General features: G+C 62.3%; 20 protein-coding genes and 1 tRNA gene. 11 read left to right on the top strand and 10 right to left on the bottom strand.

Annotation, left to right across the window (positions count from 1 at the left end):
• Positions 1 to 210: 210 nt before the first annotated feature.
• Positions 211 to 2,004, top strand: a complete 1,794-nt coding sequence (locus tag GGC65_RS06070; RefSeq protein ID WP_192646338.1) for a ParB/RepB/Spo0J family partition protein — start codon at positions 211 to 213, stop codon at positions 2,002 to 2,004.
• 36 nt (positions 2,005 to 2,040) lie between these two features.
• Here the strand turns inward: GGC65_RS06070 and GGC65_RS06065 are convergent, their stop codons facing one another.
• On the bottom strand, positions 2,041 to 2,325 hold the full coding sequence (locus GGC65_RS06065) for a hypothetical protein (protein ID WP_192646337.1): 285 nt from the start codon (positions 2,323 to 2,325) through the stop codon (positions 2,041 to 2,043).
• Positions 2,326 to 2,770: 445 nt separating this feature from the next.
• Between GGC65_RS06065 and GGC65_RS06060 the strand changes: the two genes are divergently transcribed.
• On the top strand, positions 2,771 to 3,094 hold the full coding sequence (locus GGC65_RS06060) for a DUF736 domain-containing protein (RefSeq protein WP_192646336.1): 324 nt from the start codon (positions 2,771 to 2,773) through the stop codon (positions 3,092 to 3,094).
• Positions 3,095 to 3,146: 52 nt separating this feature from the next.
• Here GGC65_RS06060 and GGC65_RS06055 read toward each other — a convergent pair whose 3' ends face one another.
• Positions 3,147 to 3,371, bottom strand: coding sequence for a helix-turn-helix transcriptional regulator (locus GGC65_RS06055; RefSeq protein WP_192646335.1), 225 nt, complete (start codon positions 3,369 to 3,371; stop codon positions 3,147 to 3,149).
• Positions 3,372 to 3,907: 536 nt separating this feature from the next.
• Between GGC65_RS06055 and GGC65_RS06050 the strand changes: the two genes are divergently transcribed.
• From GGC65_RS06050 to GGC65_RS06035, 4 genes are read left to right on the top strand one after another with little or no spacing between them, the layout of a single operon-like run.
• A complete protein-coding gene (locus GGC65_RS06050) occupies positions 3,908 to 4,801 on the top strand; it encodes an ArdC family protein (protein WP_192646334.1) in 894 nt (297 codons plus the stop codon).
• Complete coding sequence (locus GGC65_RS06045; RefSeq protein ID WP_192646333.1) at positions 4,798 to 5,052, top strand: iron dicitrate transport regulator FecR; 255 nt, start codon at positions 4,798 to 4,800, stop codon at positions 5,050 to 5,052. The genes GGC65_RS06050 and GGC65_RS06045 overlap by 4 nt, the downstream gene beginning before the upstream one ends.
• Before the next feature lie 58 nt (positions 5,053 to 5,110).
• A complete protein-coding gene (locus GGC65_RS06040; protein ID WP_192646332.1) occupies positions 5,111 to 6,031 on the top strand; it encodes a nucleotidyltransferase and HEPN domain-containing protein in 921 nt (306 codons plus the stop codon).
• Positions 6,032 to 6,036: 5 nt separating this feature from the next.
• Positions 6,037 to 6,483: a MucR family transcriptional regulator gene (locus GGC65_RS06035; protein WP_192646331.1), complete on the top strand. Its 447-nt coding sequence runs from the start codon at positions 6,037 to 6,039 to the stop codon at positions 6,481 to 6,483.
• Positions 6,484 to 6,492: 9 nt separating this feature from the next.
• Here GGC65_RS06035 and GGC65_RS06030 read toward each other — a convergent pair whose 3' ends face one another.
• The 3 genes from GGC65_RS06030 to GGC65_RS06020 form a co-directional block, all read right to left on the bottom strand.
• On the bottom strand, positions 6,493 to 6,768 hold the full coding sequence (locus GGC65_RS06030) for an excalibur calcium-binding domain-containing protein (protein ID WP_225940692.1): 276 nt from the start codon (positions 6,766 to 6,768) through the stop codon (positions 6,493 to 6,495).
• A gap of 78 nt (positions 6,769 to 6,846) precedes the next feature.
• Positions 6,847 to 7,083, bottom strand: a complete 237-nt coding sequence (locus tag GGC65_RS06025; RefSeq protein ID WP_192646329.1) for a conjugal transfer protein TraD — start codon at positions 7,081 to 7,083, stop codon at positions 6,847 to 6,849.
• A gap of 16 nt (positions 7,084 to 7,099) precedes the next feature.
• Positions 7,100 to 7,597: a conjugal transfer protein TraD gene (locus GGC65_RS06020; RefSeq protein WP_413052717.1), complete on the bottom strand. Its 498-nt coding sequence runs from the start codon at positions 7,595 to 7,597 to the stop codon at positions 7,100 to 7,102.
• Between GGC65_RS06020 and traA the strand changes: the two genes are divergently transcribed.
• The 5 genes from traA (at position 7,596) to GGC65_RS05990 (ending at position 16,787) form a co-directional block, all read left to right on the top strand.
• Positions 7,596 to 10,547: a Ti-type conjugative transfer relaxase TraA gene (gene traA / locus GGC65_RS06015; protein WP_192646328.1), complete on the top strand. Its 2,952-nt coding sequence runs from the start codon at positions 7,596 to 7,598 to the stop codon at positions 10,545 to 10,547. The two genes, GGC65_RS06020 and traA, sit on opposite strands and share 2 nt — an antisense overlap.
• Before the next feature lie 9 nt (positions 10,548 to 10,556).
• Entirely contained in the window at positions 10,557 to 11,018 is a 462-nt protein-coding gene (locus GGC65_RS06010) for a DUF6118 family protein (RefSeq protein ID WP_192646327.1), read from the top strand.
• A gap of 646 nt (positions 11,019 to 11,664) precedes the next feature.
• Entirely contained in the window at positions 11,665 to 13,563 is a 1,899-nt protein-coding gene (locus GGC65_RS06000) for a site-specific DNA-methyltransferase (protein ID WP_192646326.1), read from the top strand.
• Complete coding sequence (locus GGC65_RS05995) at positions 13,563 to 16,493, top strand: DEAD/DEAH box helicase family protein (RefSeq protein ID WP_192646325.1); 2,931 nt, start codon at positions 13,563 to 13,565, stop codon at positions 16,491 to 16,493. The genes GGC65_RS06000 and GGC65_RS05995 overlap by 1 nt, the downstream gene beginning before the upstream one ends.
• Before the next feature lie 9 nt (positions 16,494 to 16,502).
• Positions 16,503 to 16,787, top strand: a complete 285-nt coding sequence (locus GGC65_RS05990; RefSeq protein WP_192646324.1) for a hypothetical protein — start codon at positions 16,503 to 16,505, stop codon at positions 16,785 to 16,787.
• Between the two features lie 578 nt (positions 16,788 to 17,365).
• Here the strand turns inward: GGC65_RS05990 and GGC65_RS05985 are convergent.
• The 5 genes from GGC65_RS05985 to GGC65_RS05965 form a co-directional block, all read right to left on the bottom strand.
• Positions 17,366 to 17,440 (bottom strand) — tRNA-Thr (locus GGC65_RS05985).
• 461 nt (positions 17,441 to 17,901) lie between these two features.
• On the bottom strand, positions 17,902 to 19,380 hold the full coding sequence (locus tag GGC65_RS05980) for a CehA/McbA family metallohydrolase (RefSeq protein ID WP_192646323.1): 1,479 nt from the start codon (positions 19,378 to 19,380) through the stop codon (positions 17,902 to 17,904).
• Positions 19,380 to 21,893, bottom strand: coding sequence for a TonB-dependent receptor (locus tag GGC65_RS05975; RefSeq protein WP_192646322.1), 2,514 nt, complete (start codon positions 21,891 to 21,893; stop codon positions 19,380 to 19,382). Before GGC65_RS05975 ends, GGC65_RS05980 begins: the two co-directional genes overlap by 1 nt.
• A 158-nt stretch (positions 21,894 to 22,051) precedes the next feature.
• Complete coding sequence (locus tag GGC65_RS05970) at positions 22,052 to 23,563, bottom strand: MFS transporter (protein ID WP_192646321.1); 1,512 nt, start codon at positions 23,561 to 23,563, stop codon at positions 22,052 to 22,054.
• A 264-nt stretch (positions 23,564 to 23,827) separates the two neighbouring features.
• Positions 23,828 to 24,862, bottom strand: coding sequence for a LacI family DNA-binding transcriptional regulator (locus tag GGC65_RS05965; RefSeq protein WP_192646320.1), 1,035 nt, complete (start codon positions 24,860 to 24,862; stop codon positions 23,828 to 23,830).
• Positions 24,863 to 25,005: the final 143 nt, after the last annotated feature.

Raw genomic sequence — 25,005 nt, 5'->3', positions numbered from 1 at the left:
GCGTTGCTGGTGGCCGGCCACGGACAGCGTGTCGTTCGGCGCACGGCTATGGGACCGCTCGGCCAGCGCGCAAGCCGGGCGATGCCCGGCTCCTCCTCTTCGTTGCGGCCCTTCGGGTGCGCGCCGTCCTTTGGCGCGGTCCCCTCGCCTTTTCTCGCCGCCCGCCCCGCCGTCCGGGGCCGGGTGTGGTTGAAGAGAAGGAAGAAAATCATGAAGTTGGATTTCATTGAACTGGGCAATCTGTCCATCGCAGCCGCCAACATGCGCGGGAAGGGGAAAGACCCCGACGTCGCAGACCTTATGCCGAGCATCCGCGCGCGCGGGGTACTTGTTCCGCTGCTCGTTCGGCCCAATTGTTCGGAAGGCCACTATGAGATCGTCGCGGGGCGTCGGCGCTTTACCGCCGTGGGTGCCGTCGCGCGTGAGGGCGGGGCGGTTCGGCCCATTCCTTGCGCCATTCTGGACGAGGGCGACGATGCCGATGCGCTCGAAGCCTCGATGCTCGAAAATCTCGCACGGGTGCAGCCCGACGAGGTCAGCCAGTGGGAGGCGTTCGTCGCATTGGTCAAGGCGGGGCGGTCGGTCGAAGAGGTCGCGGACAGTTTCGGATTCGAACCGCGCGCCGTGAAGCGCATCCTTGCGCTCGGCAATCTGCTCCCCCGCATCCGCACCCTCTATCGCGGCGGCGAGATCGATGCGGGCACGGTTCGGCATCTGACCCTCGCATCGAAGAGCCAGCAGAAGGCGTGGCTGGCGCTGTTCGACGATGAGGGCAGCTATTGCCCGACCGGTCATCAGCTGAAAGCATGGCTGTTCGGCGGCACCGCCATTGCCGTGAAGTACGCGCTGTTCGATGCCGAGGAAGCGAAGCTCGCTGTCGTGTCCGACCTGTTCGGCGAGGACAGCTTCTTTGCCGACGGCGATGGCTTCTGGTCGGCGCAGATGGCAGCCATCGAGGCGCGAAAGGCTGACTATCTCGAAGCGGGCTGGTCCGATGTCGTCATCATGGCGCGCGGCGACTGGTTCCGGTCGTGGGATTACGCCCATGCGGGCAAGCGCAAAGGCAGCCGCATCTATGTCGAGGTCCGCGAGAGCGGGGAGGTGACTTTCCACGAGGGCTTCGTCACCACCAAGGAAGCGAAACGGCTTTCGGGTGGCGGCGGCGATGGCGACGGCAATGCCGAAATCGCGAAGCCCGTTCGTCCCGAAGTTTCCGGCCCGCTCAATGCCTATATCGACCTTCATCGCCATGCGGCGGTTCGCGCCGATCTGGCAGGGCACGGCGGCGTCGCGCTGCGGGCGATGCTCGCGCATGTCATCGCGGGCGCCGATCTTTGGCGCGTCGATGTCGAGAGCCAGCGGGCGCCGAAGGAGGATATCGCCGAAAGCGTCGAGACGTCTTCCGCCGAGACGGCGTTTGACATCAAGCGCCGTGCTGTGCTGGCGGTGCTCGGGTTCGATGAGGAGGCCCCGACAGTCACGGGAAGGCCGATGAACCGTCCCCCTTTTGCTCCGCTCTTTGCGCGCCTTCTGGAACTGCCCGATCCGGTGGTACTGGAGATCGTAGCGATCGTCATGGGCGAGACGTTGCAGGCGGGAAGCGAGGCGGTCGAGATGATCGGGCTCCATCTCGGCACCGACATGCGCCAGCACTGGTCGGCGGACGCGGCCTTCTTCGACCAGCTTCGCGACCGCGAAGTTCTGCTCGCCATCGTCGGCGAGGTCGCGGGGCAGGAGGTGGCGGCAGCGAACGCCGGTGAGAAGGGCAAGGCGTTGAAGGCCATTGTCTCGGATTGCCTCGAAGGCGCGAACGGCCGCGCGAGGGCCGAGTCGTGGGTTCCGCAGTGGATGGTGTTCCCGCCGTCTGCTTACACTACGCGCGGTGGGGTAGGCAGCGTGAAGGCGGCGGCGAGCGTCCGACATGAGCTTGCGGCCAGCGCCGAGGATGAAGTGGCGGAAACCAGCGAGGGCGAAGCAGAGGAACTCCCGCCTCTTGCAGCCTGATCGACAGGGCAGGCGGTTTCGGTCGCCTGCCCATTTTTAGCGCGGGGAAATTGACGCGCCGGTCGAGCCCGGCGCGGCGTTGATCGTTCGGCGCGCGCCGCTGCCGCAAGCGGCATCGACGCGCGGGCGCCAAAAAAGGAAAGGCGGCGTGAGGAGTTCCTCGCGCCGCCCTTCAACGATGTATGCATCGCAAAACATCGCCCCCCACACCGAGCTGTCGCGTGGGTCGCAGTAGCGACCGCTCAGCGGAAGATTTCGTACGCAATCCTTTAACGGCGACCGTCTCGCAGAATTGTAGAAACCCGACAGGATTTCGAGCAAGCCGCTGCAACTCGTCGTAATTTCCTCGGTCGATTGTCCCAATGCGGGATTTTCGCGCAAGTCATTGGATAGTCGGGAAGGGCTTTGGCCGCGTCGCGCTGGGGAACGGGGTAGCGCGCGGACCGCGAGCTTTGGCTTGTCTCCCGAAATTCTCGATAGCCCCCAAGGCGAGGCTGCCACGGTCTCGAAGACCTCAGCCGCAGAAGCATCCCCGGCGACGGGCGATATGACCTGGACCGGCGCGGCGTCCCGCAAAAGTGCGGCGGCGCGATTATTTCCCCGACTGCTGCGCAGTCTCCTCGCGGCCGCTTCGCTTCAAATAATCGCGCCGCCGCACTCCTCCGCTTCGCTGCGGCCCTACGGGTTCGCGAGACACCTCAGGCGCCGGCCCTTGGTCCGCCCATGCCGCAGGGATGGTCCCGCGGTGAATTTGAGGAGACGACCAATGGCAGCTATCGGCTTTGTGAACGGCACCATCGAAACGGGTTTCGTGGGCCAGCTGAAAACCCTCTCGATCCGCGCCGCGATCGAAATCCGGGCGAACCGCTCGAAGGCGGGCGACGTCCAGCCCGACTACCGGGTCTATTCGGAAGGCGTCGAGATCGGTGCCGGCTGGATCCGCGTCGGACAGGCATCGCGCGAGCCCTATGTGTCGCTGAGCCTCGCGGCTCCCGAGTTCGGACCGCGCCGCCTCTATGCGAACCTCGGCCGGGCCGCCGGCCAGGATGGCGAAGACGGCTACGCGCTCATCTGGAACCCGGCCGACTGATCCGCGACATGCCCCGTACCGCCTCGGCGGTGCGGGGGTCTTCTCGTGCCAGTCAGGCCGCGAGAGGCGGCAGACCTGAGCCGTTGAAGCCGTCCGGGTCGCGTTGCCACGCCGCAACTTCAGACTCACGCCAGCCGCAGCAGCGCTCGGCGATCTTGACCTGGTGCGGAAAGGTGCCGGCGGCTATCTTCCGATAGAGCGTTGCGCGACTGAGACCGGTGCGGTCGAGGACGGTGTTGAGACGGAGGAACCGGTCGGGAATGGGTTGAGACGACATGCACATTTTCTCCTTTATATGAAGCTGTGTGCCCTCTCACAGCGCTGATGATGTGGGAGAAGTTCGGTCGTCGTCAACGGTCTGAAAAGAGGCCCTTTCCGGCCAAATGCGGTCAAATGCGGCCAAATGCCGTCTACTGCTTCCTACTGCGGTCTAATGTACCCTCAAATGGCACCAAATTAATTCGCTCCGTTTCGGATTTTCTGTCTCACCCGTCCAAAATGAGACCGTCTGAGACGGTCGCGCTCGGGTTGCCGCACCGTCGGCGGCGCGATCGTTTTTCGATTCGTGGGGGTTGGGACCAGCGGTCGCCGCTTCGCGGCGGAGTCGTTTGTCCCCGGCTGGGCGGGGGCAGGGTGGGCGTCACTCGCCTCTAGCCCCGCACGGCCGGGCCGCAACCCGCGTGCCGCAGGTCCTCCATTTCATTGCGGTCCTTCGGATGCACCCCGGCCGATGTCGCGGGTCTGCCGGCTCCCTCCTGCCGCCCACCCCGCCCCCTTCCGGGCCGGGGTGCGGTGGTTTGAAGGAGAAGGGATATGCGTGCGGAGAAAATCGAACGGCAGAGCCTCTATTCCGAGGTCACCAGCAGCATCATAGCGGAGCTCGAGGAAGGAAGACTGCCTTGGGTCCAGCCTTGGGATAGCGCGGCATGCGGCTGCACGATGCCGCAGAATGCCGGAACGGGCCGCAAATACTCGGGGATCAATGTCCTGATCCTGTGGGCCGAGGTCATCCGTCGCCGCTTTGCCTCGCAGCGCTGGCTCACCTACCGGCAGGCCGAAGCGGCGGGCGGTAATGTCCGACGCGGCGAGAAGGGCACGATCATTTGTTACGCTGACCGCTTCACGCCCAAGGCCGAAGTCGAGGCGGCGCGCGGCGAGGATCGCGCGGCGCGGCAGGTTGCATTCTTGAAACGCTTCACCGTGTTCAACGTCGAGCAGTGCGAAGGGCTGCCCGAGGACTTCGCCCCCGAAGCCGTGGCAATCGATCCTGTCCTCGCCATTGCCGAAGCCGATGCGCTGATCGCCGCCAGCGGCGCGCGCTTCCAGATCGGCGGGGGCGACGCCTTCTACAGTCCAAGCCATGACTTTGTTCAGGTGCCGCCGCAGGCGGCCTTCCATGAGCCGATCAACTGGTATCGCACCGCGCTTCACGAACTCGGGCACTGGACCGGACATGGCAGTCGGCTGGACCGTGACCAGAAGGGTGGGTTTGGTTCGGAGGCTTACGCCAAGGAAGAGCTTGTTGCCGAGATGGCGTCGGCGTTCACCTGCGCTTCGCTCGGCATCGCCCCTACCGTTCGGCACTCGGACTATATCGCGTCGTGGCTCTCGGTCTTGCGCGGCGATGAGAAGGCGATCTTCCGCGCCGCCAGTCAGGCGAGCAAGGCGAGCGACTATCTGCTCGCCTTCGTCGGAGACGAGCAGTGAGACGCCGCGATCTTTCCACCGTGACCATTGCGGACGCCGAGCGCCGGATGGTCATCGCGCTGCGCAAGATGACCGCGCGGCAGGGCGATATCTTCCTGTCTGTTCGCTTCGACAATACCCCCTATCCGGAGCTGGCAGAGCGGCACGGCGTGACTGTAGAGCACATCATTGCCGACTTCGCCTGCACCCTCCTTATGTGGTCGCGGTGCCTTCACGCACGCTTCCCGCGTCTGGTTTGGCCGTGGCTTTGATCCGCGGCAGGCGGGATGGCGCTTGCCATCCGGCCTGCCGCCTTTCAGGAAGAGAATGATGCGAACTAGTCTCGACCATCTCCCGCAATCGAAGCAGCGCGAACTTGCTGATGTCGTGCGTATCCTGTTCGAGGAATTTGAAACTGCGCATGCGCGGGGTAATTCGGACTGGAACCGCAAGGGGCGGATCTTCAAGATCGTCCTCTACGGTAGCTATGCGCGCGGCGACTGGGTCGACGATCCAGTCGGTGGCTACCAGTCGGACTATGATATCCTCGTTGTCGTCAACAACGAGCGACTCACCGATTTCGAACATTGGTCGGCTGCCGAGGATCGGCTCATGCGCGAGGTTGCCATCAATCACACCCGCACGGCGCCGGTCAGTTTCATTGTTCACTCGCTTAAAGATGTGAACGCGCAGCTCGAGCGCGGACGGCCATTCTTCATTGATATCGTTGAGCAGGGGATCGCGCTTTACGAGGCCGAGGGATATGAATTTGCACAGCCACGCAATCTTTCTCCCGAAGAAGCGATGGTTGAAGCCGAAAAGCATTTCGAGGCGTGGTTTGAAAGCGCGACAGCATTTGCGGCTTCAGGCAAGTTTCTAGTGGATCGTGGCAATTTCAACGAGGCTGCGTTCAACTACCATCAGGCGACCGAGCGCTTCTATCACTGTGCGCTTCTTGTGTTGTCACTCTATAGCCCAAAGTCGCACCGACTTAATTTTCTGCGCTCGCAGTGTGAGCAAATTGCGCCCGCACTGATCGAAGCGTGGCCTCGCGACGAAAAATTCAGCCGCCGCTGCTTCGAGTTGCTGCGGCTCGCATATGTCGGCGCGCGCTACTCACCTCACTATAAGATCACCGCCGAGGAGTTGACGTGGATCGGCGAGCGCGTCGCTGTGCTCGAAGGTCTAGTCGCAACGATCTGCCGTGAGCATCTCGCGGGCTTGGAAGGCGCCAACCGCGCCGCAGAATAGGGGTTATGGAGATGGAAGATTCCGACATGCTGGTCACGCTGACCGCCGACATTGTTGCTGCACATGTCAGCAATAATAGCGTCGCGATTTCGGATATCCCGCTCGTCATCCGCTCGGTCCACGATGCGCTCGCGGGTCTTACGACGAAGGCTGAGCCAGCGGTTGAGCCGCAGCAGCCTGCGGTGTCGGTCCGGGCGTCGGTAAAGCCTGATCACATCGTATGTCTCGAAGACGGCAAGAAGATGAAGATGCTGCGCCGCCACCTCGCGACGGATCATGACATGACGCCCGACGAGTATCGCGCCAAATGGAATTTGGCGAAGGACTATCCGATGGTCGCGCCAAACTATGCCGAAACGCGCCGGGAACTTGCGAAGCAAATCGGCCTTGGCACGAAGGGCCGAGGCGGCGGACGAAAGCCTGCTGCGCGGGGTCGCGCCAAAGCGAAATAGTACGGGCGCCTACTGCCCGCGATAGGGCTCGCAGGCGATCCCGTCATCGTCGGCATCGAGCCAATCACGGTAACCCGGTTCGCCGCGATAGATCGGCGCCGTTCCGGCGTCGCGCGCATCGTCGCAACGGCGCCAATGGTCGCCCTCTTGAGGAGCGCGTTCGCGGGCAAAGCCGGTTGCTACTGCCACATCTCCAGCGGACGTGATTATCTGATCACGCCCTTCGGGTGTGGCGCTGATCGATCCGACACCGACCAGCGCGCCGATCACGCCCGCGCCGAGCAAGATACTCGTGCTCGATTTACGACGCGGCCTTCGCCGACGAGGATGCCAGGGCCTTGCCACCCCGACGGCATAGCGCGGTCAGGTAAATATCCGGTTTGGCGGCGCTGCCGCTTCGCCGCTGTCGAAGGCGCGCTTTCCGCGTCGCTGCCAGAGCAGCAAGTACTGCTCGCGCTCGGCGCTGCATAGCTTTGCCGCTGCCTCGACGAGCAGGCCGAGGATGACCGCGCGATCGTCGCCCGTCAGCTCGATCAGATCGGCCTTGGCGACCAGCCCTCCGAGCTCGATGAGCTGGCGCGTACGCTCGCGCCGCTTCACTTTCCACGCCCGCGTGTCATGCCGCGCCGCCTTCGCCTGAAGGCGATTGCGCGCTTGGATCGACCGCCGATGTGCCGCGCGCGTGCCGGCGAGCGCCTTTGCGAGCGCGGGCGCCTTCTCCGCGAAAGAAGGCTGCGCCCCTCTTGCGCCATGCCTCCTTCTGCGCAGCGTCGGCCCCGGCAGCCTCAAACAGGGCGCCCGCCAACTGCTCGATCGACAGCGCGTCGGCACCGGTTGCAACGACCAGCTCGCCGAGCTGGCCTTGCTTCTTCGTCTTGAGCACCCTGGCCTTGTCGGTGAGCGCCTGGAGTTCGGCGTCGAAATCGCGGGGTTTGCGCATCGTCTGTCCTTCCATGAAAGGGGGTCGGACGATCCAGCTATGCCGAGTCTCACGGCCCTGCAAGGCGTTGGAATTCAATGAGATGTCACGATTCCGAGCGCGATGAAATCGTGTGAGGGCGCGCTTATACGTCGTGCCGACGTGCTCGTTTTGCCCTAAATGGATAGCCCTCATGGCGATCTATCATTTCTCGGCAAAGGTCATTTCCCGCGCGGTTGGCAGCAGCGCGGTTGCCGCTGCGGCCTATCGTTCGGCCGACCGGCTGCACGACGAGCGGCTTGGCCGCAGCCACGACTTCTCGAACAAGGTGGGCGTCGTGCACAGCGAAGTGCTGCTGCCCGACGGCGCGTCCGAGGAATGGCGCGACCGTGAGCGGCTCTGGAACGATGTGGAGGCGGTGGAACTTCGTAAGGATGCCCAGCTTGCTCGCGAGATCGAGTTCGCGATCCCCCGCGAGATGACGCAGGATCAGGGGATCGAACTTGCCCGCGACTTCGTGGCTCGCGAGTTCGTCGACCGCGGCATGATCGCCGACCTTAATGTTCATTGGGACATAGGCATCGACGGTCTCCCCAGACCCCATGCCCATGTCATGCTGACGATGCGCGAGATCCGCATCGGTGAGGACGGATCGGCCGAGTTCGGCGCCAAAGTGCGCGACTGGAACCGCACCGAGCTTCTGACCCATTGGCGCGAAGCCTGGGCCGAGCATGTCAACGAGCGTCTTGCCGCGCTCGATATCGATGCGCGCGTCGATCATCGCACCTTGGAAGCGCAGGGCATCGACCTCGAGCCGCAGCACAAGATCGGTCCGGCAGCATCGCGCATGGCGGGGCAGGGGCTTGAGGCTGATCGGCATGGCGAGCATCTGGAGATTGCCCGGTCGAATGGCGACAAGATCATCGCCCATCCTGGCATCGCGCTTGATGCGATTACGCATAGGCAAGCGACATTCACCAACCGCGATCTCGCGATGTTCGTTCACCGGCACAGTGACGGAAAGGAGCAGTTCGATGCGGTGATGTTGGCGGTGAAGGACTCGCCCGACCTGATTGCGCTCGGCCATGACGGTCGCGGCGACGATCGGTTCACCTCGCGCTCGATGATCGAGGCCGAGCGGTGTCTCGAACGCGCGACCGCGACGCTCGATGCACGGCGCAATCATGCCGTGCCCGATCGACAGCGCGAGCGGGCGCTCGCTCTTGCCGCCAAGCGCGGTCTCGATCTGTCGGTCGAGCAGCGCGGCGCGCTTGAGCATGTGACCAGTTCGCGCGGAATCAGCAATGTCATTGGCTATGCCGGGACGGGGAAGAGCGCGATGCTCGGTGTTGCGCGCGAGGCGTGGGAGGCGGCAGGCTATCAGGTGCAGGGCGCCGCGCTGTCAGGCATTGCCGCCGAGGGGCTTGAGCAGGGTTCGGGCATCGGGTCGCGCACCCTCGCAAGTCTCGAACACCAATGGGCTAACGATCGCGATCGGCTGACCGACAAACATATCCTAGTCATCGACGAGGCGGGCATGGTCGGTACGCGCCAGCTTAAGCGCGTCGTGTCCGAAGCCGAGAAGCAGGGCGCCAAGGTTGTTCTTGTTGGGGACCCGCAGCAGCTGCAGGCGATCGAGGCGGGCGCGGCATTCCGCTCGGTCGCAGAAAGTCATGGCGCCGTCGAGATCATGGACATCCGCCGCCAGCAGGAGGACTGGCAGCGTCAGGCGACGCGCGAGCTCGCGACCGGGCGGACGGGCGAAGCGATCGGGCGCTATGCGGAGGCTGGCTTTGTGCATGCAGCCGAAACGCGCGAGGCGGCGCGCGCCGAGCTGGTCGATGGCTGGGATCGTGATCGCCAGCATTATTCGGACGCCAGCCGCATCATCCTCACCCATACCAATGACGAGGTGCGCGCGCTCAACGAGGCGGTGCGCGACCGGCTCAAAGCGGGCGGGGCGCTTGGCGTCGAAGTTGCTATCACCGTCGAACGCGGCGAGCGAATGTTCGCCGAGAATGACCGTGTGATGTTCCTGCGGAACGAGCGAAGTATCGGCGTGAAGAACGGCTCGCTCGGCACGGTCCAGAATATCGACCGGATGCGCATGGCGGTGATGCTGGACGATGGGCGCAGCGTGGCGTTCGACCTGAAGGACTATGCGCATGTCGATCATGGCTATGCCGCCACGATCCACAAGGCGCAGGGCATGACGGTTGATCGGGTGCAGCTACTTGCGACGCCAGGAATCGATACCCACTCGACCTATGTCGCCCTGTCGCGGCATCGCGAGAGCGTCGATCTTCACTATGGGCGCGACGATTTTGCCGATCGCGGGAAGCTGATCCGCGCGGCATCGCGCGAACGCGGCAAGGATATGGCGAGCGATTATCGTGTGCCCGAACCCGCGAAGGCAGCGGTGCCCGAGCGCGGCATGTTCGACGGGCTGAAACTCTCCATCGCACGCGAGCCGCCCGCCGAGGTGACGTCCGAACGGCGGCGCCCGGTCAAGCTTGCCGAGGTCCGCATCAGCGCCCGCTCGCTCGATGCCGAGTCGTCGCGGTCACCGCTCGACAAAGCGGTCGAGCGGTTCGCGGGTATTACGAAGCAGATCGTCGATGTGCGGCGGGGCGGGGGCAAGGAGTTGCCACATGAGCACGATGCCTATCGAACGGCCCGAGCGGAACTCGATGCGCTGCGACCCGGCGCCGCGAACGATTTACGCGAGGCGTTCGGGAAGAGCTATCAGCTGACCAAGGAAACGGCCGAGGGGAGGACCGCCGGTGCGATGGCAGCGATCGACCGCCAGGACGCGGCCCGCGCTGCCGAGCGAGCTGCGGCCGAGCGCGCGGCGCGTGAACGCGTCCTACTTACTGCAGATACCGAGAAGCGTGCCGAACTGTTCGTTACCACATGGAAGCAGGAGAGCGCGAAGGTAAAGGACGCGCCGACCTACGCCGCGCGCGATGCGGCGCGCGCCAATCTCTCCAACATGGCGAAGAGCCTTCACCGCGATCCGCAGCTCGAGTCGCTGCTCCAGAATCGGCGTGCGCAACTCGGGCTGGACGCCATGAGTTCGAAAACGCTGTCTCAGGATCTCCAACTAAGTCTAGGCCGTGGACGCGGCATGGGGATAGGGATGTAGGCTGCGTCCATGACCCAGAAACCAGCCCGCACCGCCCAGCAGCCAGCCGATGCCGCCACCGCCTTCGAGGATCTGCGCCGGGAGATATCGCTTCAGCGCGCCGCCATCGAAGGTCTGACCGCGGCCAAGGACAAACTTCCCGATTACTCGCCAACGCTCCGCGAGATGGCGTCGCGGCTCACGAAGATGGAGGAGTGGCTTGCCAGCATCGACGATCGACCGGCGATGCGGCTCACGCCGCTAACCATTGCCATGGAAATGCACGAAGGATTGATCACCTACAGGGCTGATGATCGGAAGATCGTCGTGGATGCGTGCGACGCGCTGGCGCGCTCGCTCGGCCGCGTCGAGGGTATGATCAAGCAGAAGCGCTCGAACGATGAGCAAGACTGGTGGGTGACTTGGGCGGGAGCCGGTGGTTTGTTGTGGGGGACATTTCTGACCCTAGTCGGGATCGCAGTTTGGATGTAGCCAGTCGAGGACTGACGTGTCGAAGCTTGCGCCTCATTGTCGCCGTTCTCTCGTCTCAAGGCGCTCCCCAATTTTCGACGGTCAGCTTCTGGTACCTGTTGATGGATGCGCCGATCAGATAAGAAGTGGTCTGGGGTTTTTTCGTCGTATGGCGTCACTTGACACCGAACACTCTTCTCTGACAGTCTAAAACATGAAGATCAGAAACGTGGTCCACAGGTGATTGCGACGCCTCATTGAGATAGATGATGGCAGCGGGCTGTAACCCGCCGTCGTGCCCAAGATACAGCGCGCGGCCTCCTTTCTCCAGGACATGGAGCAGGAGGACGAGCTGCGCACCGTGCCAGCTGGAAAGCCTATCAGCTTACCGGCGACCGCAAGGGCAGTTGGAGCGTGTTCGTCACGAAAAACTGGCGGATGACGTTTCAGATCGACCACGACGAGATCGAGATTATCGACATCAATTATCAGGATTACCACTAGGAGGTGGATATGAACGCTGTCACTGGCATACGTATGAAGAATCCCGCCCATATTACGGTCGCGCCCTTCAAGGGCAAGCTGCTCGATCCGCAGCCGGCGATGATCTGACCAAATTGCGATTTAAGACAACACCGCGCGACCAACGCGGGCAGGGGGATATTGAATGAAGAGTTTGCTCGAACAGCTTCCGGCCATTGTGGCCGAGGGGAAGCGCGAAGCCGAGCGCGTCATGGAGCGGGCAGAGAGCAACTATCGCCTCGGCCTGCAGACGCGGGAATTGGTCATTCCCTCGCGCGATAGCAATTGGCAGGATCTGCTCAAGGTCGCCGACAAGAAGGATCAGGCGGCTGCCGTCGGTGAAAGTCGCCTGATCTATGGCGACAATCTCTTGGCAATCGGCTCTCTACTGGCGGGCGGCGACGACGCGGAATCCGTGCGTGGCAAAGTCAACCTTATCTATATCGACCCTCCTTACGACAGTAAGGCGGATTATCGCCGCAAGGTCGAATTACCCGGTGCCTCCATCGAGCAGCTTCCCAATGTCATTGAGCAATTCGCCTATACGGACACATGGAGCGAGGGCACGGCGTCATATCTGCGGATGATCACGCCACGGCTTTTCCTCATGAAGGAATTGCTGGCCCATGATGGCAGCATCGTGGTCCATCTGGATTGGCACGTCTGCCATTATGTCCGCATGGTTCTCGATGAGGTGTTCGGAAAATCAAACTTCGTCAACGAGATTGTCTGGTATTATTATAATAAAATGCAAGGCAATGTGAACCACTTCGCTAAAAACCATGATGTATTGCTCTGGTATCGCGCGGGTGACGATTATACCTTCAATAAAATACGGGAAGAACGGGAAGCGCCGGTTAAACAGCTCAAGCGCGTATGGGACAAAGAGAAGCAAAAAATCGTCAACGCCAAGGGGCCTGACGGCAAGGTGATCTACATTGAGTCCACCGAAAGGACGCTTGATGACGTTTGGCGCATATCCATGCTGCAGCCTGCGGATCGCAAGGAAAACCTGTTCTTCAATACGCAGAAGCCCGAAGCGTTGATTGAGCGCGTTATTACTGCGATTTCCAATGAAGGTGATTTGGTGGCCGATTTCTTCATCGGCTCTGGCACCACTGCGGCCGTTGCCGAAAGGCTCGGCCGTCGCTGGATCGCGTCGGATTTTGGAAAGCCGGCGTGTATGGTGACGCGCAAGCGGATGATCGACCAAGACGCCAAGCCGTTTCTCTATCAGCATATTGGCGATTACCAGGTCGAGCAGATGCGCTCGACGATGGGCGCAAAGTTCCGCATCGGCGATCTCGCGGAAATCGTGCTGGGCTTGTTTGGCGCGCTCCCGCTACCCGTGGAGGAAAATCCCAACAAGAACATGGGTAGGCTGCAGGGTGGCAAGACCCTCGTACTGGCCGATAGCCCCAATAAGATGACGGGCCTGACCACCTTGCGGCGCGCGATCGAGATCCGCGACAATCTCATGGGTGGCTGGGATAAGGTCATCGTGTTGGGCTGGAATTTCTCCTCGACGATCGGCCACGATATCGAGGCATTGGGGCAGGGGGATCGTCTGGAGGTTCTGGTGATCCCGCCCGATTTGCTCGATCGGCTCAAAAAGAAGGGGCATAAGCTGAAAGCCGATGAAGTTCGGTTCTCGTCCCTGCAGTATCTCAAACTCGGCGAGGTCGCGCGCGAACAGGTGGGCGAGGGGGAGTCTTTGTCGGTTTCGATCGCCAATTATGTGCTGCTCTCGCCGGAGGCGCTAAATCTCGACGATGCCAACCGCGAAAAGCTCCAGCATGTCATCAACGATGATCCAATGGCGCTCATCGAATATTGGAGCGTCGATCCAGACTATGACGGGGAGGTGTTCCGCTCGGTCTGGCAGGACTATCGCGGCAACACGGAAAACGACGACGATCCCTATCGCGTCGTTACTAAAGCAAGGCTGACTGACCTCCCCAAAAAGGTCGGCAAACGACAGGTCTGTGTTCGCGTCGTCGATGTGTTCGGATTTGAAGCCGAAGCCATGATTGAGGTGGCGTGATGGCGAGCATCAACGATCTGACCCTTTCCAAGGGGCTGACGGCGAAGGTTGAGGAAGCCTGTATCGGACTGGAAAACGGCGAAGCGCCGATCCTCGATCAGGTATCGGAAATGACGGCGGAGCTGCTCAAGTGGTGGTTTCAGGCAGAGTTTCAGGACGCCCGCCAGTTCAATTTCCATCCTGGGCAGCGGCAAGCCCTGCTCAACGTGATCTATGCTCATGAGGTGCTGGGCGTAAACACGCTGCAAGACCTGTATCAGGTCGCCGCGCCAGAGGTCATGCTGGCGAGCGCGCGGGATTCCGAAGTGATCCGCGCACCGAAGAACGCCTATCCGAAATACTGCCTGAAAATGGCAACCGGCACGGGCAAAACATGGGTTTTGCAGGCCCTCATGGTCTGGCAGATACTTAATGCTAACCGTGCGCCGGATAGCGGACGATATACCAAAAACTTCCTTGTCGTGGCTCCCGGCCTCATCGTCTATGACCGTTTGCTCGATGCCTTCATGGGCAAAGAGCGTGACGGCAAGCGCGATTTCACCATCTCCGATCTGGCGATTTTCCAAGAGCTGTTCATTCCCGACGCCCATCGGGACGAGGTTTTTCGGTTCGTACAGGGCGCGGTCTGCCCGAAGGAAGATATCGGCCGCAAGGTCACGGCAGGCGGCATCATCGCCATTTCCAATTGGCATGTCCTCTCCGAGGAAGGCGAGCCGCAGGACGAGGACGATATCGACTCGCCTGGGGAATCCGTCGATCCAAAGATCGTAGTTCAAAGCATCCTGCCTCTCCCACCTGGGACGAGCGCGGGCAACGATCTGAACGTCCTGAACCGTCGTTATGAGCGTGGCGGCATCCTTTCATATCTCAAGGATTTGCCGGCGCTGATGGTCTTCAATGACGAAGCCCACCATATCCACGAGTTCAAGCGTGAGGGCGAGGTGACGGAGGTTGAATGGCAGAAAAGCCTCAACCTAATCGCGGAGCCGAAGGCGAGCCGTTTTGTTCAGGTGGACTTTTCGGCCACCCCTTACAACGAGGTAGGAACGGGCAAGAACTCTCGCAAATCCTATTTCCCGCACATCGTGGTGGATTTCGACCTCAAGACCGCCATGCGTGCGGGCCTGGTCAAATCCCTCGTTCTGGATAAGCGATCGGAAATCGGCGCACTCAGTAACGAGGAGCTGGATTTCAAAGCCGATCGTGACGAGAATGGCAATCCCATGCTGTCTGAAGGGCAGCGCATCATGTTGCGCGCCGGCCTTACCAAGCTGCGGAAGCTGGAAGCCGATTTTGCCGACCTCGCGCCCGAAAAGCATCCGAAAATGCTGGTTGTCTGCGAGGATACCACGGTCACGCCTTTGGTCGCGGAGTTCATGCAGCTCGAAGGATTGGCTGACGACGAGGTGCTTCGGGTAGATTCAAACCGCAAGGGTGAGCTGAAACCCGACGAGTGGAAGGTGCTGCGCGAGCGACTGTTCGATGTTGACCGCCATAAATCCCCCCGCGTCATCGTCAGCGTCCTGATGCTGCGTGAGGGTTTTGACGTAAACAACATCTGCGTCATCGTCCCGCTTCGGGCATCTGGCGCCGGCATCCTGCTCGAACAGACCATCGGGCGCGGGCTGCGCCTCATGTGGCGCGGCAATGAATACGACGATATCAAGCGGGAAAACCGCCAACTCATCCGCACGGGCAAGACGCCCAATAACATGATCGATATTCTGTCGATTGTCGAGCATCCGGCTTTCCAGAGCTTCTATGACGAGCTGATCCAAGAAGGCCTCGCAGCCGAGGCCGATGACGATGACACCAATACCACGTCCACGGGCGACCTTGTGTCGGTCGGCCTGCGGGACGGTTATGAAGAATATGATTTCGCGATCCCATTCATCCTGCGCGAACAGATGGAGGAACTGGAAGATACGCAGATAGAGCCATCCGAGTTGGCCCCCTTCGGCGCGTTCAACCTCGATCAGCTCAAAAGCCAGCTAGGGCACGGCGAGAAATTCCATTCGGAGGACGTGCAGGCGAAAACGCGGTTCGGCGATTATCGTGTTCATGGCGGGGTCATGACCGCGACCGGCTATAATGATTACCTTGCCCGGATTACGCGGCGCATCACGGAAGCCGTGACGCTGACCGATACCACATCCAGCTCCAAGGCTTTCGCCAACGCCAGCAAATTTCCCTATATCCAGATTAACCGCGCCGAACTTGCCGAGGGCATTGACGGGTTCGTCCGGCAATACCTGTTCAAACAGGAATTTGAGCCGCTGGAGGATGAAAATTGGCGCGTCCTGCTTCTCGACCCGGTGACGGAACATATCATCAAAGTATGGGCGCGCGCCATTCTCGAAGCAGAAGATAGCGTCATCGTTGCCGATGCCGAGGTGGCTCATCGTCGCCTGTCAGAGGTGCCGAAACTCGCCATGCGCGCCGGCTCGTCCTTGGCGGTCGAAAAGGCAATTTACCTCCGGCTACCTTTCCCATCGCGGAGCGGTGGCCTCGAACAGGCCTTCATGGAAACCTGCGAGCGCGATGCGAGCGTGGATGCGTATTGCAAGATCAATGAGCAGAAACACACCTTCGCGCGGCTTCGCTACATTAAGGAAGATGGCCTACCGGCCTTCTATTCACCTGACTTTTTCGTGCGGGCGGGGGCGTCCATCTATCTCGTCGAAACGAAGGCGCAGGGGCAGCTTTCATCCCCGAACGTCCTGCGGAAACGCAAGGCGGCGGTTGCCTGGTGCGATCGGATCAACGGCATTGCATCCGATCAGCGCAGCGATGCCGATTGGCATTATGTGTTGCTCGGCGAGGAAACGTTCTACAACTGGCGTGACAAAGGCGGTTCAATGGCCGAACTGCTCGCCTATTCACGCCTGCGCCCTGTTGAAGACAAAGGACAGGCCAAGTTTGCATTTTAAGGGGGGAACATGCTCGATCCAAATTCGCTCAAGATAGTAGCGGCTATATGCAGCGTTGCTGGATCGGTGGTCTTGGCATGGCGGGTGAAACGTATCCTCGATGCGCTCGCGCTGATCGTTACGGCGCATGAACTGAATATCCAGCAGCTCATGCCCGGATACAAAGGCGATATTTATAACCTCGCCAATTCAACCGAGCACGCCAATCGCGCCAAGGGCACCAGCCTTCTTGTCGTCGGCTTTGGATTGCTGGGATTATCAGGCGCACTCAATCTCTTGGCCTTCCTGCGCTGACAGTCGCAAAAACCTTCCCGTTTTGAGACGGATCTTCAAGTCAACATTTGGGCGCTGAATGGCTTAGTTGGGTCGAGAGGCGTCGACGGCAGAGCGGCTTCGTTTACACCAAGCGGGTCGCCAGCGAAGGTCAGCTTCCTAGTGTTCCGTCCCCGAGACCGGGTCGGTCGCCAGACGGCCACAAGGCGTCACGGCCCTCCGCACCCACTGGCCAACATGACCGCCAAGAGTTTCGCGTGGCTGCGTTCATAATTGAATCACGAGCGTCGCGGGTTGCGACAAGGGCTCTGGATCGCTATGACATTCCGCGTGCGTTGTTGAGACATCCAACACTTGAACCACTCCATGAAATATTGACGCGGGCCATCGAAGGGGCCACCATTTTGCTTTCCGAAGAGAAATAAATTTCTTTTCAAAATCATAGGCTTAACTATCGAGTCCTCTTCTGGGCACCATTTTCCCGCAGAGGGAATCCAGGAAAATATCGCGAAAACACGCGCCCGATCGCGGGGTGTGGCGACGCCGCGCAGGCTCATGCGCGCTGCGGCTTTCAAGTTCATTCGAATGATCTGGAGAAGTGGTGCCGCTTCAGGACTCGAACCTGTGACCCCATCATTACGAATGATGTGCTCTACCAACTGAGCTAAAGCGGCAACGAGGGGCGCCACTAGCAGCGTGCCGGGGCGAAGACAAGCATCGTCGCGCAGATTCTGTTTTGACGCCGCATTTGGCGATTTCGCTCGCTTCGCGCCGGATCGCATGCGGGGATGTGTGGCAAGGAAAAGGCGCTTCGGATCGCTAAGAAAACGCTCCTTCAACGCGTCGAAGCATAGGCTTGCCCTTTGTGCGGCTGGTCAAATGGAACAGTCGGCAGCGGTCGCAGCGATAGGTGCGGAGCGTGATTTCGGCACACCGAGCGACCGCGAGCGCTTCCTCCTCCGACCGATAGGAATGCTTCTTTTTGCAAATGCTGAGCCTGGTACGCACGTAGCCTCTTTGCAGAAAATCGCTGACGGCCGCCTTTCGCACAAAAGCGAGCAAAAGGGGACTGGTAGCTATCGGCCGGATGTCGGCTGTCCGACTTTTCAATCGGCGAATCGCCAACCCCTGGGATCTAGCTGCATGATAGATAGACCGGGTTGCCGGCGAGCAGCAGCTTGCCCGTGCTGCCGCGAACATTGACCGCAAGCCAGCCGCAGCTTTGCTGCGCGTTCAGCGTCCAGTTTAGCCGGGCGTCGTCAGAACCGATCGGCTGGCGTTCTCTGGTCGGCTGACCGTTCAGGATCAGCTCGGCAAATGCGCCGGTGACGCCCGCGACATGCGCGCCGATGGTAATGCGGCGGCGGCCCGACAATGTTTCTCCCATCATCGCGCGCTGTCCGTTCGCAGAGGCTTCGACTTCGAGAAGGCGCGTGTTCGTCCCCTCTATGTCGAGAAACACATTGCCCGCGCGAAGGCCGTCGAGGATCGCGGGCGTCGACAATGCACTTGCATGGACGACGGTGCGCGGGTGGCCGATCGCCGCCGGGCCGGGCGGCGGGTTGCCGGGCGCGACGTCGGGGTCGTGATTGTCGCTGGCGGCGATGCCGGTCAGGCGGTGTCCTTCGTTCAGCCGCGCATACCAGAAGCCGAGCCCGGCGAAGGGCCCCTCGGTCATCGTGCCGTTGATCGCCTCGATCGTCGTAATGGCGCCATAGTCGGTGTCCTTCCACGTCCAGCCGCAACCCATGCATTGTTCGCCCGAGGGCAGGGCGGGATGGTTGATCGACATGATCGCGCCCGCCGCCGCAACATCGCGCTGCAATGAGCGGATATCGGGGCCGCCGGGCGTGCCGACGCGGAAATCGACGATGCCGGTCGGGCCAAAGATATTGGCGTGGCCGCCGAAGGTCGTCACCTCGATCCCCGGGATCAGAAGCATCGTGTCGAAGTAGGGCTGGAGCTCGCGCAGGCCGCTAAAATGCGCGGTGGTATTATGGTCGGTGACCGAAATGAAATCGAGCCCTGCCTCGGCGGCGGCGGCAACGGTGCGGAACAGCGGGCATGGCACCTTCCGCCCGCCACGGCTCCGGCAGCTGCCGTCGCTGTGCGCATCGTGCATATGAAGGTCGCCGCGATACCAGCCCGGCCCGGCCTTGATCGGTGGATCGGCGATCGCGGCGGTGGCGCGTCGCTCGTCGGCGCGGTCGAAGAAGACCCGGACCGTATAGGCCGCCCGGCTGTTCGCCCGCGCATTGGGAACGCCCAGCATCACGCGCCAGCGCCCGACGGGCAGCGCACCCGCCAGATAGCCCGGCGTCGCGTCGCTCGGCGCAATCGTGAAGCGGTCACGCGATCCGCCGCTCCAGCCGCGAAAACGCGCCGGATCCCACACGCCCATGTCGACGACGGTCTTGTTCGACTTGTCGTAACTCAGCACCGCGGTGACGCGTTCGGTCCCCTCGGGAACGTCGAACGCCACCTCGCGATAGGTCTGATGGTCGGTTCCGGTGATCTCGCCGGTGACCGTCACATCGGGCGGCGTCTGTTCGATGGCCGCCACGGGGGCGGCCATCGCCAGAACAGCAGCGAACAGGATCGCGCGGTGCAGCATCAGAAACGGAAGTCGACGGCGAAGCGGACGTTGCGGCCGACGATCGGACGCCCGATGAACAACAGGTCGTTCGCCTGTCCGCTGGTCAGTTCGCCCGCGCGCGGGTTGCCCTCGGTCAGCCCGAGCTCGTTGGTCAGGTTGTCGCCATAGGCCCAGATCGTGATCTGGTTGGTCAGGTTGAACCGGACGCTGGCATTGAGCACGGTATAGGCGGGCAGTTTCGATATGTTCGCCGCATCGGCGTAACGCTTCGTATAATGTTCGACATCGACCTGCGCGCGCAGCCGGTCGCCGAGCAGCGTCACCGCCGGCGTCGCGCGCAGCGTCATTTTGGGGACGCGGATCAGCTGATTGCCCGAATAGTCGCGCGGGACCAGCGTCTGCTGCCCGTTGACCGTGGTCAGCTCGTGATAGCGCAGGTTGCGGAAGGTCGGGTCCTGCCACGTGCCGTTGAGGGTGAAGTCGAACCACGACGTCGGCCGCACCGTCCCTTCGAACTCGACGCCGTACGCGCGCGTGTCGGTATAGACCGTCTGCGACACATAGCCGTTGGTGACCGGGTCGAACTTCGTGTTGCCGATGCCATAGGAGTTGAAGTCGGTCAGGAAGCCGGTGAGGTAGACGCTGGCGAAGCGCGACTGATATTTGAGGCCCGCTTCCCACAGGTCGATGCCCTGCGTCCGCGGAACCGCGGTGGCGCTGGTAATGAAGCTCCCGACGCTCGGCAAACGGAAGGCGGAGGTGTAGCGCGCGAAGACCCCGGCACGCGGTGCGAACTGCCAGTCCGCGCCGATCGTATAGCCGACCTTGTCGAACTTCTGATCGAAGGGAGCGAAGATGCCGTTTCCGGTCAGCACGCTGTTATCGGCGAGCGTCGCCGCATTGCCGAGGTTGACCGTCTTGCTGCCCTCCTGTGCGCCGCGCGTCTTGACCGTTTCCCAGCGGACGCCGCCGTCGATGCGGAGCTGCGGCGTGACCTGCCATTCGTCGGCGGCATATACTGCGAACGTGTCCTGCGTGCCGCTGCCGTTGGCGAATTCGGAGCCATAACGCACGACGCCATTTTCGGTCGCCGCGCCGATGACCTGCCCCGCACCATTGAGCGCGACGAGGTCGAGCAGGCGCGAATTGTCCGATACGTCCTGCAGCGTCGACGCCGAGTATCGCTGGAAAGTCTCTTCGATCCGGGCGTAATAGAAGCCGATCGACACATCATGCGTCATCCCGCCGATGTCGAAACTGTGCGCGAGGCGGAGGTCGTTGAGGAACTCGCTCTCGTCGACGGTGACCGGGCGCGCGGCGTTGATGAAGACGTCGCCGTTGCCGTTCTGGCCGGTGACGTCGAACGCCTCGCCGGTGTCGCTGTAGCGCAGCTGGACGCTCGCCGCGCCGGGGAAGGCGGCGAGGAGCGAGGCGCGGTTCTGGTTGAGGAAGGCGGTCGCGGTGCTGATCGACGCCGGATAGACGCCGTTGCGCACCGTCAGCGAGTCGCGATAGCGCGCGCGGTTGCTGAGCTTCCAGCCCGGCGCGAGCTCCCACTCGGCGAGCAGGCTGAACTGGTCGAGGTTGACGTCGGTGCCGTCGGCATTGTTGAACCGGACCGGCCCGTTGGCGTCGCGCAGCGTCATGAAGGCGGTCGCGCGGCTCGCGGTCGTGCCATAATGCGGGTCGAAGCCCGGCAGGCCGACGATATTGCCCTTGCGGTCCTTGGTGAGCGGGATGCCGGTGTAGAAGATCGTGCTGTCGTCGATCTTTTTGTAACCGAGCGTGATCCGGCCATCGCCGAAATCATAGTTGAGGTCGGCGCGGATCTGTCCGCCCTCATTGCCCGCGAAACCGGGATCGCGGACGCCATCTTCCTTACGATAATAGCCGCCGACGCCAAGGCTCCAGCCGTTGCCGAGCGGCGTCCCGACCCAGCCGTCGAAGCGGAACAGGTCGGCGGTCGGGCCATAAAGGATGCGCGCGACGCCGGTCAGTTCGTCCTTGGCCTGCCGCGTGATGAAGTTGACCGCGCCGCCGGGGGCGTTCGAATAAAAGATCGACGACGGGCCGCCGCGGACGACCTCGACGCGTTCGATCGATTCATCGATGCGGAAGGCCTGGTCGGCATTGAGATAGCCGAGCGAGGGGTCATGCTGCACCGGCAGGCCGTTTTCGAGCAGGGTGATCGATCCGAACCCGTCGACCGGAATGCCGCGCGCGCGGACGTTGCCGCTGCCTTCGCCGCCCGATGCCTCGACCCAGAAGCCGGGGACCGACTTCAGCGCTTCGGTGACGCTCGACGGGGCGCGCGAGCGCAGCGTGTCGTTGTCGATCGAGGTGATCGCATAGCTCGTCTCGATCCGCGTGCGGTCGCCGGCGCCCGCGCGGCCGGTCACGACGATCTCGTCGCCCTGCGCCGCCGCGTCGCTGGCAGCTGTGTCGCCGGTGTCCGACTGTGCCAGTGCGGCGCTGCTCGTGCTCGCGAGAAGAACAAGCGCGGTGGCTGAGGCAAGACCTCTGATCGTCATTCTGAAACCCCTGGATTGGATTGCCGCCGATTGCGGTCGGCGTCCGCTAGGGCTTCGGGGTTGCGATTCGATGGCCGCAGTGGGTCGCCACGATGACAGTCGTGCGGCGTTGTTGTGACACCGGTTTCTTCGCCCGATAGGGCGGTATCTGGGCGCGACTAGCCGTGGACGGTTTGGCCGCGATCTGCGGCCGGTTGGCCGACGCGCAGCATCGCAATCATCGCCAGCAGCAGGGCAAAGGCGGCGAAGGCCATCGTGTAGATGGGTTCGCCGGGAAACAGCGATTTCATGATCGAGCCCATCACCGTTGCGACGAGCAATTGCGGCACGACGACGAAGATGTTGAAGAGCCCCATGTAGATGCCGAGCTTTGCTTGCGGCAGGCTGGAGGCGAGGATCGCATAGGGCATGGCCAGCACCGATGCCCAGAAGATGCCAATGAAAATCTCGCTGACGATCAGATGTGTGGGGTCGCGTAGCAGGAAGAAACTGCCGTAACCGATCGCTCCGCACGCGAGCCCGATTATGTGCGTCCGGGCCTGCCCGAAACGGCGCGATAGCCAGGGGAGCAGGGTCAGCGCCGCGATGGCGGCGACGCCATTATAGATGGCGAACAATTCGCCGACCCAGTTGCCCGCCTCCTGATAGGCCGCGCTCGCGGCATCGGTCGTGCCGAAATGATATTGGGCGACGATCGGGGTGGTGTTGATCCACATGATGAACAGCGCCGACCAGCTGAAGAACTGGACGAGCGCAAGCCGCTTCATCAGCGCCGGCATGCCCGAGAAATCGCCGACGATGCTCGACAGCATGTTCGTGTCGTTGCCGCGGCGCGCCAGCGCGATCGCGGCGATGCTTGCGAGACCATAGCCGATCAGCAGCGCACCGAGCAGCAGCACCTCGCGCAGCAGGGCGAAATGATGCTGGACGAGCAGGACGAGCAGCCCGGCGCCGATCCAGCCGCCGCTGGCTGTATAGCTGTGCGAGGCGAGGGCGCGGACTGCGGTTGCCTCGCCGTCCGCCGCAGCTTCGAAGGACGCCATCTGTTCGGGACTATATTCGTCCGTCGTGACGACGGTCCACAGTACGGCAAGGAACAGCGCAATCCCGCCGAACCAGAAGGCGTAGCGCACCGTGTCGGGGATTTGTCCCGGCGGCGCGACATTGGCGACGCCCATCGCCTCCATCAGCGTCGGGAAGAGTGATCCGACCACCGCGCCCGCGCCGATGAAGGCGGTCTGCACCGCATAGCCGACGCTGTGCTGATCCTTGCGCAGCATGTCGCCGACGAAGGCGCGGAAGGGCTCCATCGAGATGTTGAGCGAGGCGTCGAGGATCCACAGCATCATCGCGGCGAACCAGATCGCGGGGCTTTCGGGCATGACGAACAGCGCGATCGCGGCGAGGATCGCGCCGGCGAGAAAATAAGGACGGCGGCGCCCGAGCCGGCCGAGCCAGGTCCGGTCGCTCATATGCCCGATGATCGGCTGGACGAGCAGGCCGGTTAGCGGCGCGGCGACCCACAGGCCGGGAAGTTTCTCGATATCCTCGCCGAGCGACTGGAAGATACGGCTCATATTCGCATTCTGCAGCGCGAAGCCGATCTGGATGCCGAAAAAGCCGAAGCTGATATTCCACAGGCCGGCAAAGCCCTGCTTCGGTTTTTCCATCATGCGTCTCCCGTTGCGGCTGCTGGCGCGGCTCGCGTTGGTGGGGGTGTTGCAGCGCGCGCGGTGCAGGGCAAGCGCGGTGCGGTTACGTATACGAATACGTGGGGGCCGCTTTCGGCCGAGAGCCGCCGATACAGATGTGAACCCCGGCGGAAGCCGGGGCCCAGAATTCTGACGCGACCTTAGCTAGTTCCGCACTCGGCCCCGGCTTTCGCCGGGGTTCACAAAGGGCCGCTTCCAACCCAATGCCGACACGAAGCTTCGTCAGATCGCCGTGCTCTGGCGCCGGATCAGCCGGGCTGGCAATATCCGCTGCTCGACGGGGCGATCCTCGATCCGCGCGAGCAGCGCGTCGACGAGCAAGGTCCCCGCGCCCTTCATATCCTGCATCAGCGTGGTCAGCGTCGGCGAGGTCAGGCTGGCGGCGGGGATGTCGTCGAAGCCGATGATCGCGACGTCCTGCGGCAGGCGCAGCCCCGCTTCGGTCAGCGCGCGCATCGCGCCGATCGCGATCAGGTCGCTGGCGGCGAAGACGGCGTCGAAATTCTGGCCGCTTTCGATGAGCGACCGCGCGGCGGCATAGCCCGAATCCTCGGACGAAACCGCGTCGCGCTGAAGCGCCGGATCGGGCTCGAGGCCCGCGGCGCGCATCGCGCGGCAGAGGCCGTTATAGCGATCCTGGAATTCGGGCGCATGGTCCGACGCGTCGCCGAGGAAGGCGATGCGCCGCCTCCCGATCTCGACCAGATGCGCGCCCGCCAGTTCGCCCGCGCCGACATTGTCGGACCCAACGGTCAGCCCGATCCCGTCTTCGGACACCGACCCCCAACGCACGAACTTGGTCCCCATCTCGACCAGATGCTCGAGCTTGGTGAGATAGAGCTGATAATCGCCATAGCCGAGCAGGATGATACCGTCGGACCGGTGGCTGTCCTGATAGGTGACGTGCCAGTCATTGTGCATCTGCTGGAAACTGATCAGCAGATCGTATCCGCGCCGCGCGCATTCGCGCGTGATCGACCCCAGCATCGACAGGAAGAAGGGGTTGATCATCGATTCGTCGGGGTTCGGATCCTCGAAGAAGAGCAAGGCGAGCGTGTGGGTGCGCTGCGAGCGCAGGCTCGAGGCATTTTTGTCGACGGTGTAATTGAGTTCGCGCGCAATGCGTTCGATGTTTGCGCGGGTCGCGGCGCTGACCGATTTGCTGCCGCGCAGCGCGCGTGAAACCGTGGGCTGCGAGACGCCCGCCAGATAGGCGATGTCGAAACTCGTCGGCTTGGCCGAGGGTTGCCGCCCCATGTCTCTCTCCCTGACGCCGCGGTCTTGCGATGGCCGCCGCCTCCGTCGCAGACTAGCGATTGGTCAGGTCTATGCCAAGAATTTGCACAATGCGGAGTTGCCCGGTTTTCGGGGCTGAATCCGTTGTATTTCCGCGACAGTCC

It is taken from the genome of Sphingopyxis sp. OAS728 (genome assembly GCF_014873485.1).
Classification (GTDB): Bacteria; Pseudomonadota; Alphaproteobacteria; order Sphingomonadales; family Sphingomonadaceae; genus Sphingopyxis.
The sequence above is the reverse complement of the archived record's forward strand: the minus strand, read 5'-3'. Positions and strand labels throughout refer to the sequence as shown.

Bases quoted from the DNA above. Each gene is read 5' to 3' on its own strand.
- GGC65_RS06070 (WP_192646338.1), top strand. From the start codon at position 211: ATGAAGTTGGATTTCATTGAACTGGGCAATCTGTCCATCGCAGCCGCC.
- GGC65_RS06050 (WP_192646334.1), top strand. From the start codon at position 3,908: ATGCGTGCGGAGAAAATCGAACGGCAGAGCCTCTATTCCGAGGTCACC.
- GGC65_RS06055 (WP_192646335.1), bottom strand. From the start codon at position 3,371: ATGTCGTCTCAACCCATTCCCGACCGGTTCCTCCGTCTCAACACCGTC.
- traA (WP_192646328.1), top strand. From the start codon at position 7,596: ATGGCGATCTATCATTTCTCGGCAAAGGTCATTTCCCGCGCGGTTGGC.
- GGC65_RS05975 (WP_192646322.1), bottom strand. From the start codon at position 21,893: ATGACGATCAGAGGTCTTGCCTCAGCCACCGCGCTTGTTCTTCTCGCG.
- GGC65_RS05970 (WP_192646321.1), bottom strand. From the start codon at position 23,563: ATGGAAAAACCGAAGCAGGGCTTTGCCGGCCTGTGGAATATCAGCTTC.
- GGC65_RS06060 (WP_192646336.1), top strand. From the start codon at position 2,771: ATGGCAGCTATCGGCTTTGTGAACGGCACCATCGAAACGGGTTTCGTG.
- GGC65_RS06020 (WP_413052717.1), bottom strand. From the start codon at position 7,597: ATGAGGGCTATCCATTTAGGGCAAAACGAGCACGTCGGCACGACGTAT.
- GGC65_RS05990 (WP_192646324.1), top strand. From the start codon at position 16,503: ATGCTCGATCCAAATTCGCTCAAGATAGTAGCGGCTATATGCAGCGTT.
- GGC65_RS06035 (WP_192646331.1), top strand. From the start codon at position 6,037: ATGGAGATGGAAGATTCCGACATGCTGGTCACGCTGACCGCCGACATT.
- GGC65_RS06040 (WP_192646332.1), top strand. From the start codon at position 5,111: ATGCGAACTAGTCTCGACCATCTCCCGCAATCGAAGCAGCGCGAACTT.
- GGC65_RS05995 (WP_192646325.1), top strand. From the start codon at position 13,563: ATGGCGAGCATCAACGATCTGACCCTTTCCAAGGGGCTGACGGCGAAG.
- GGC65_RS06010 (WP_192646327.1), top strand. From the start codon at position 10,557: ATGACCCAGAAACCAGCCCGCACCGCCCAGCAGCCAGCCGATGCCGCC.
- GGC65_RS05980 (WP_192646323.1), bottom strand. From the start codon at position 19,380: ATGCTGCACCGCGCGATCCTGTTCGCTGCTGTTCTGGCGATGGCCGCC.
- GGC65_RS06000 (WP_192646326.1), top strand. From the start codon at position 11,665: ATGAAGAGTTTGCTCGAACAGCTTCCGGCCATTGTGGCCGAGGGGAAG.
- GGC65_RS05965 (WP_192646320.1), bottom strand. From the start codon at position 24,862: ATGGGGCGGCAACCCTCGGCCAAGCCGACGAGTTTCGACATCGCCTAT.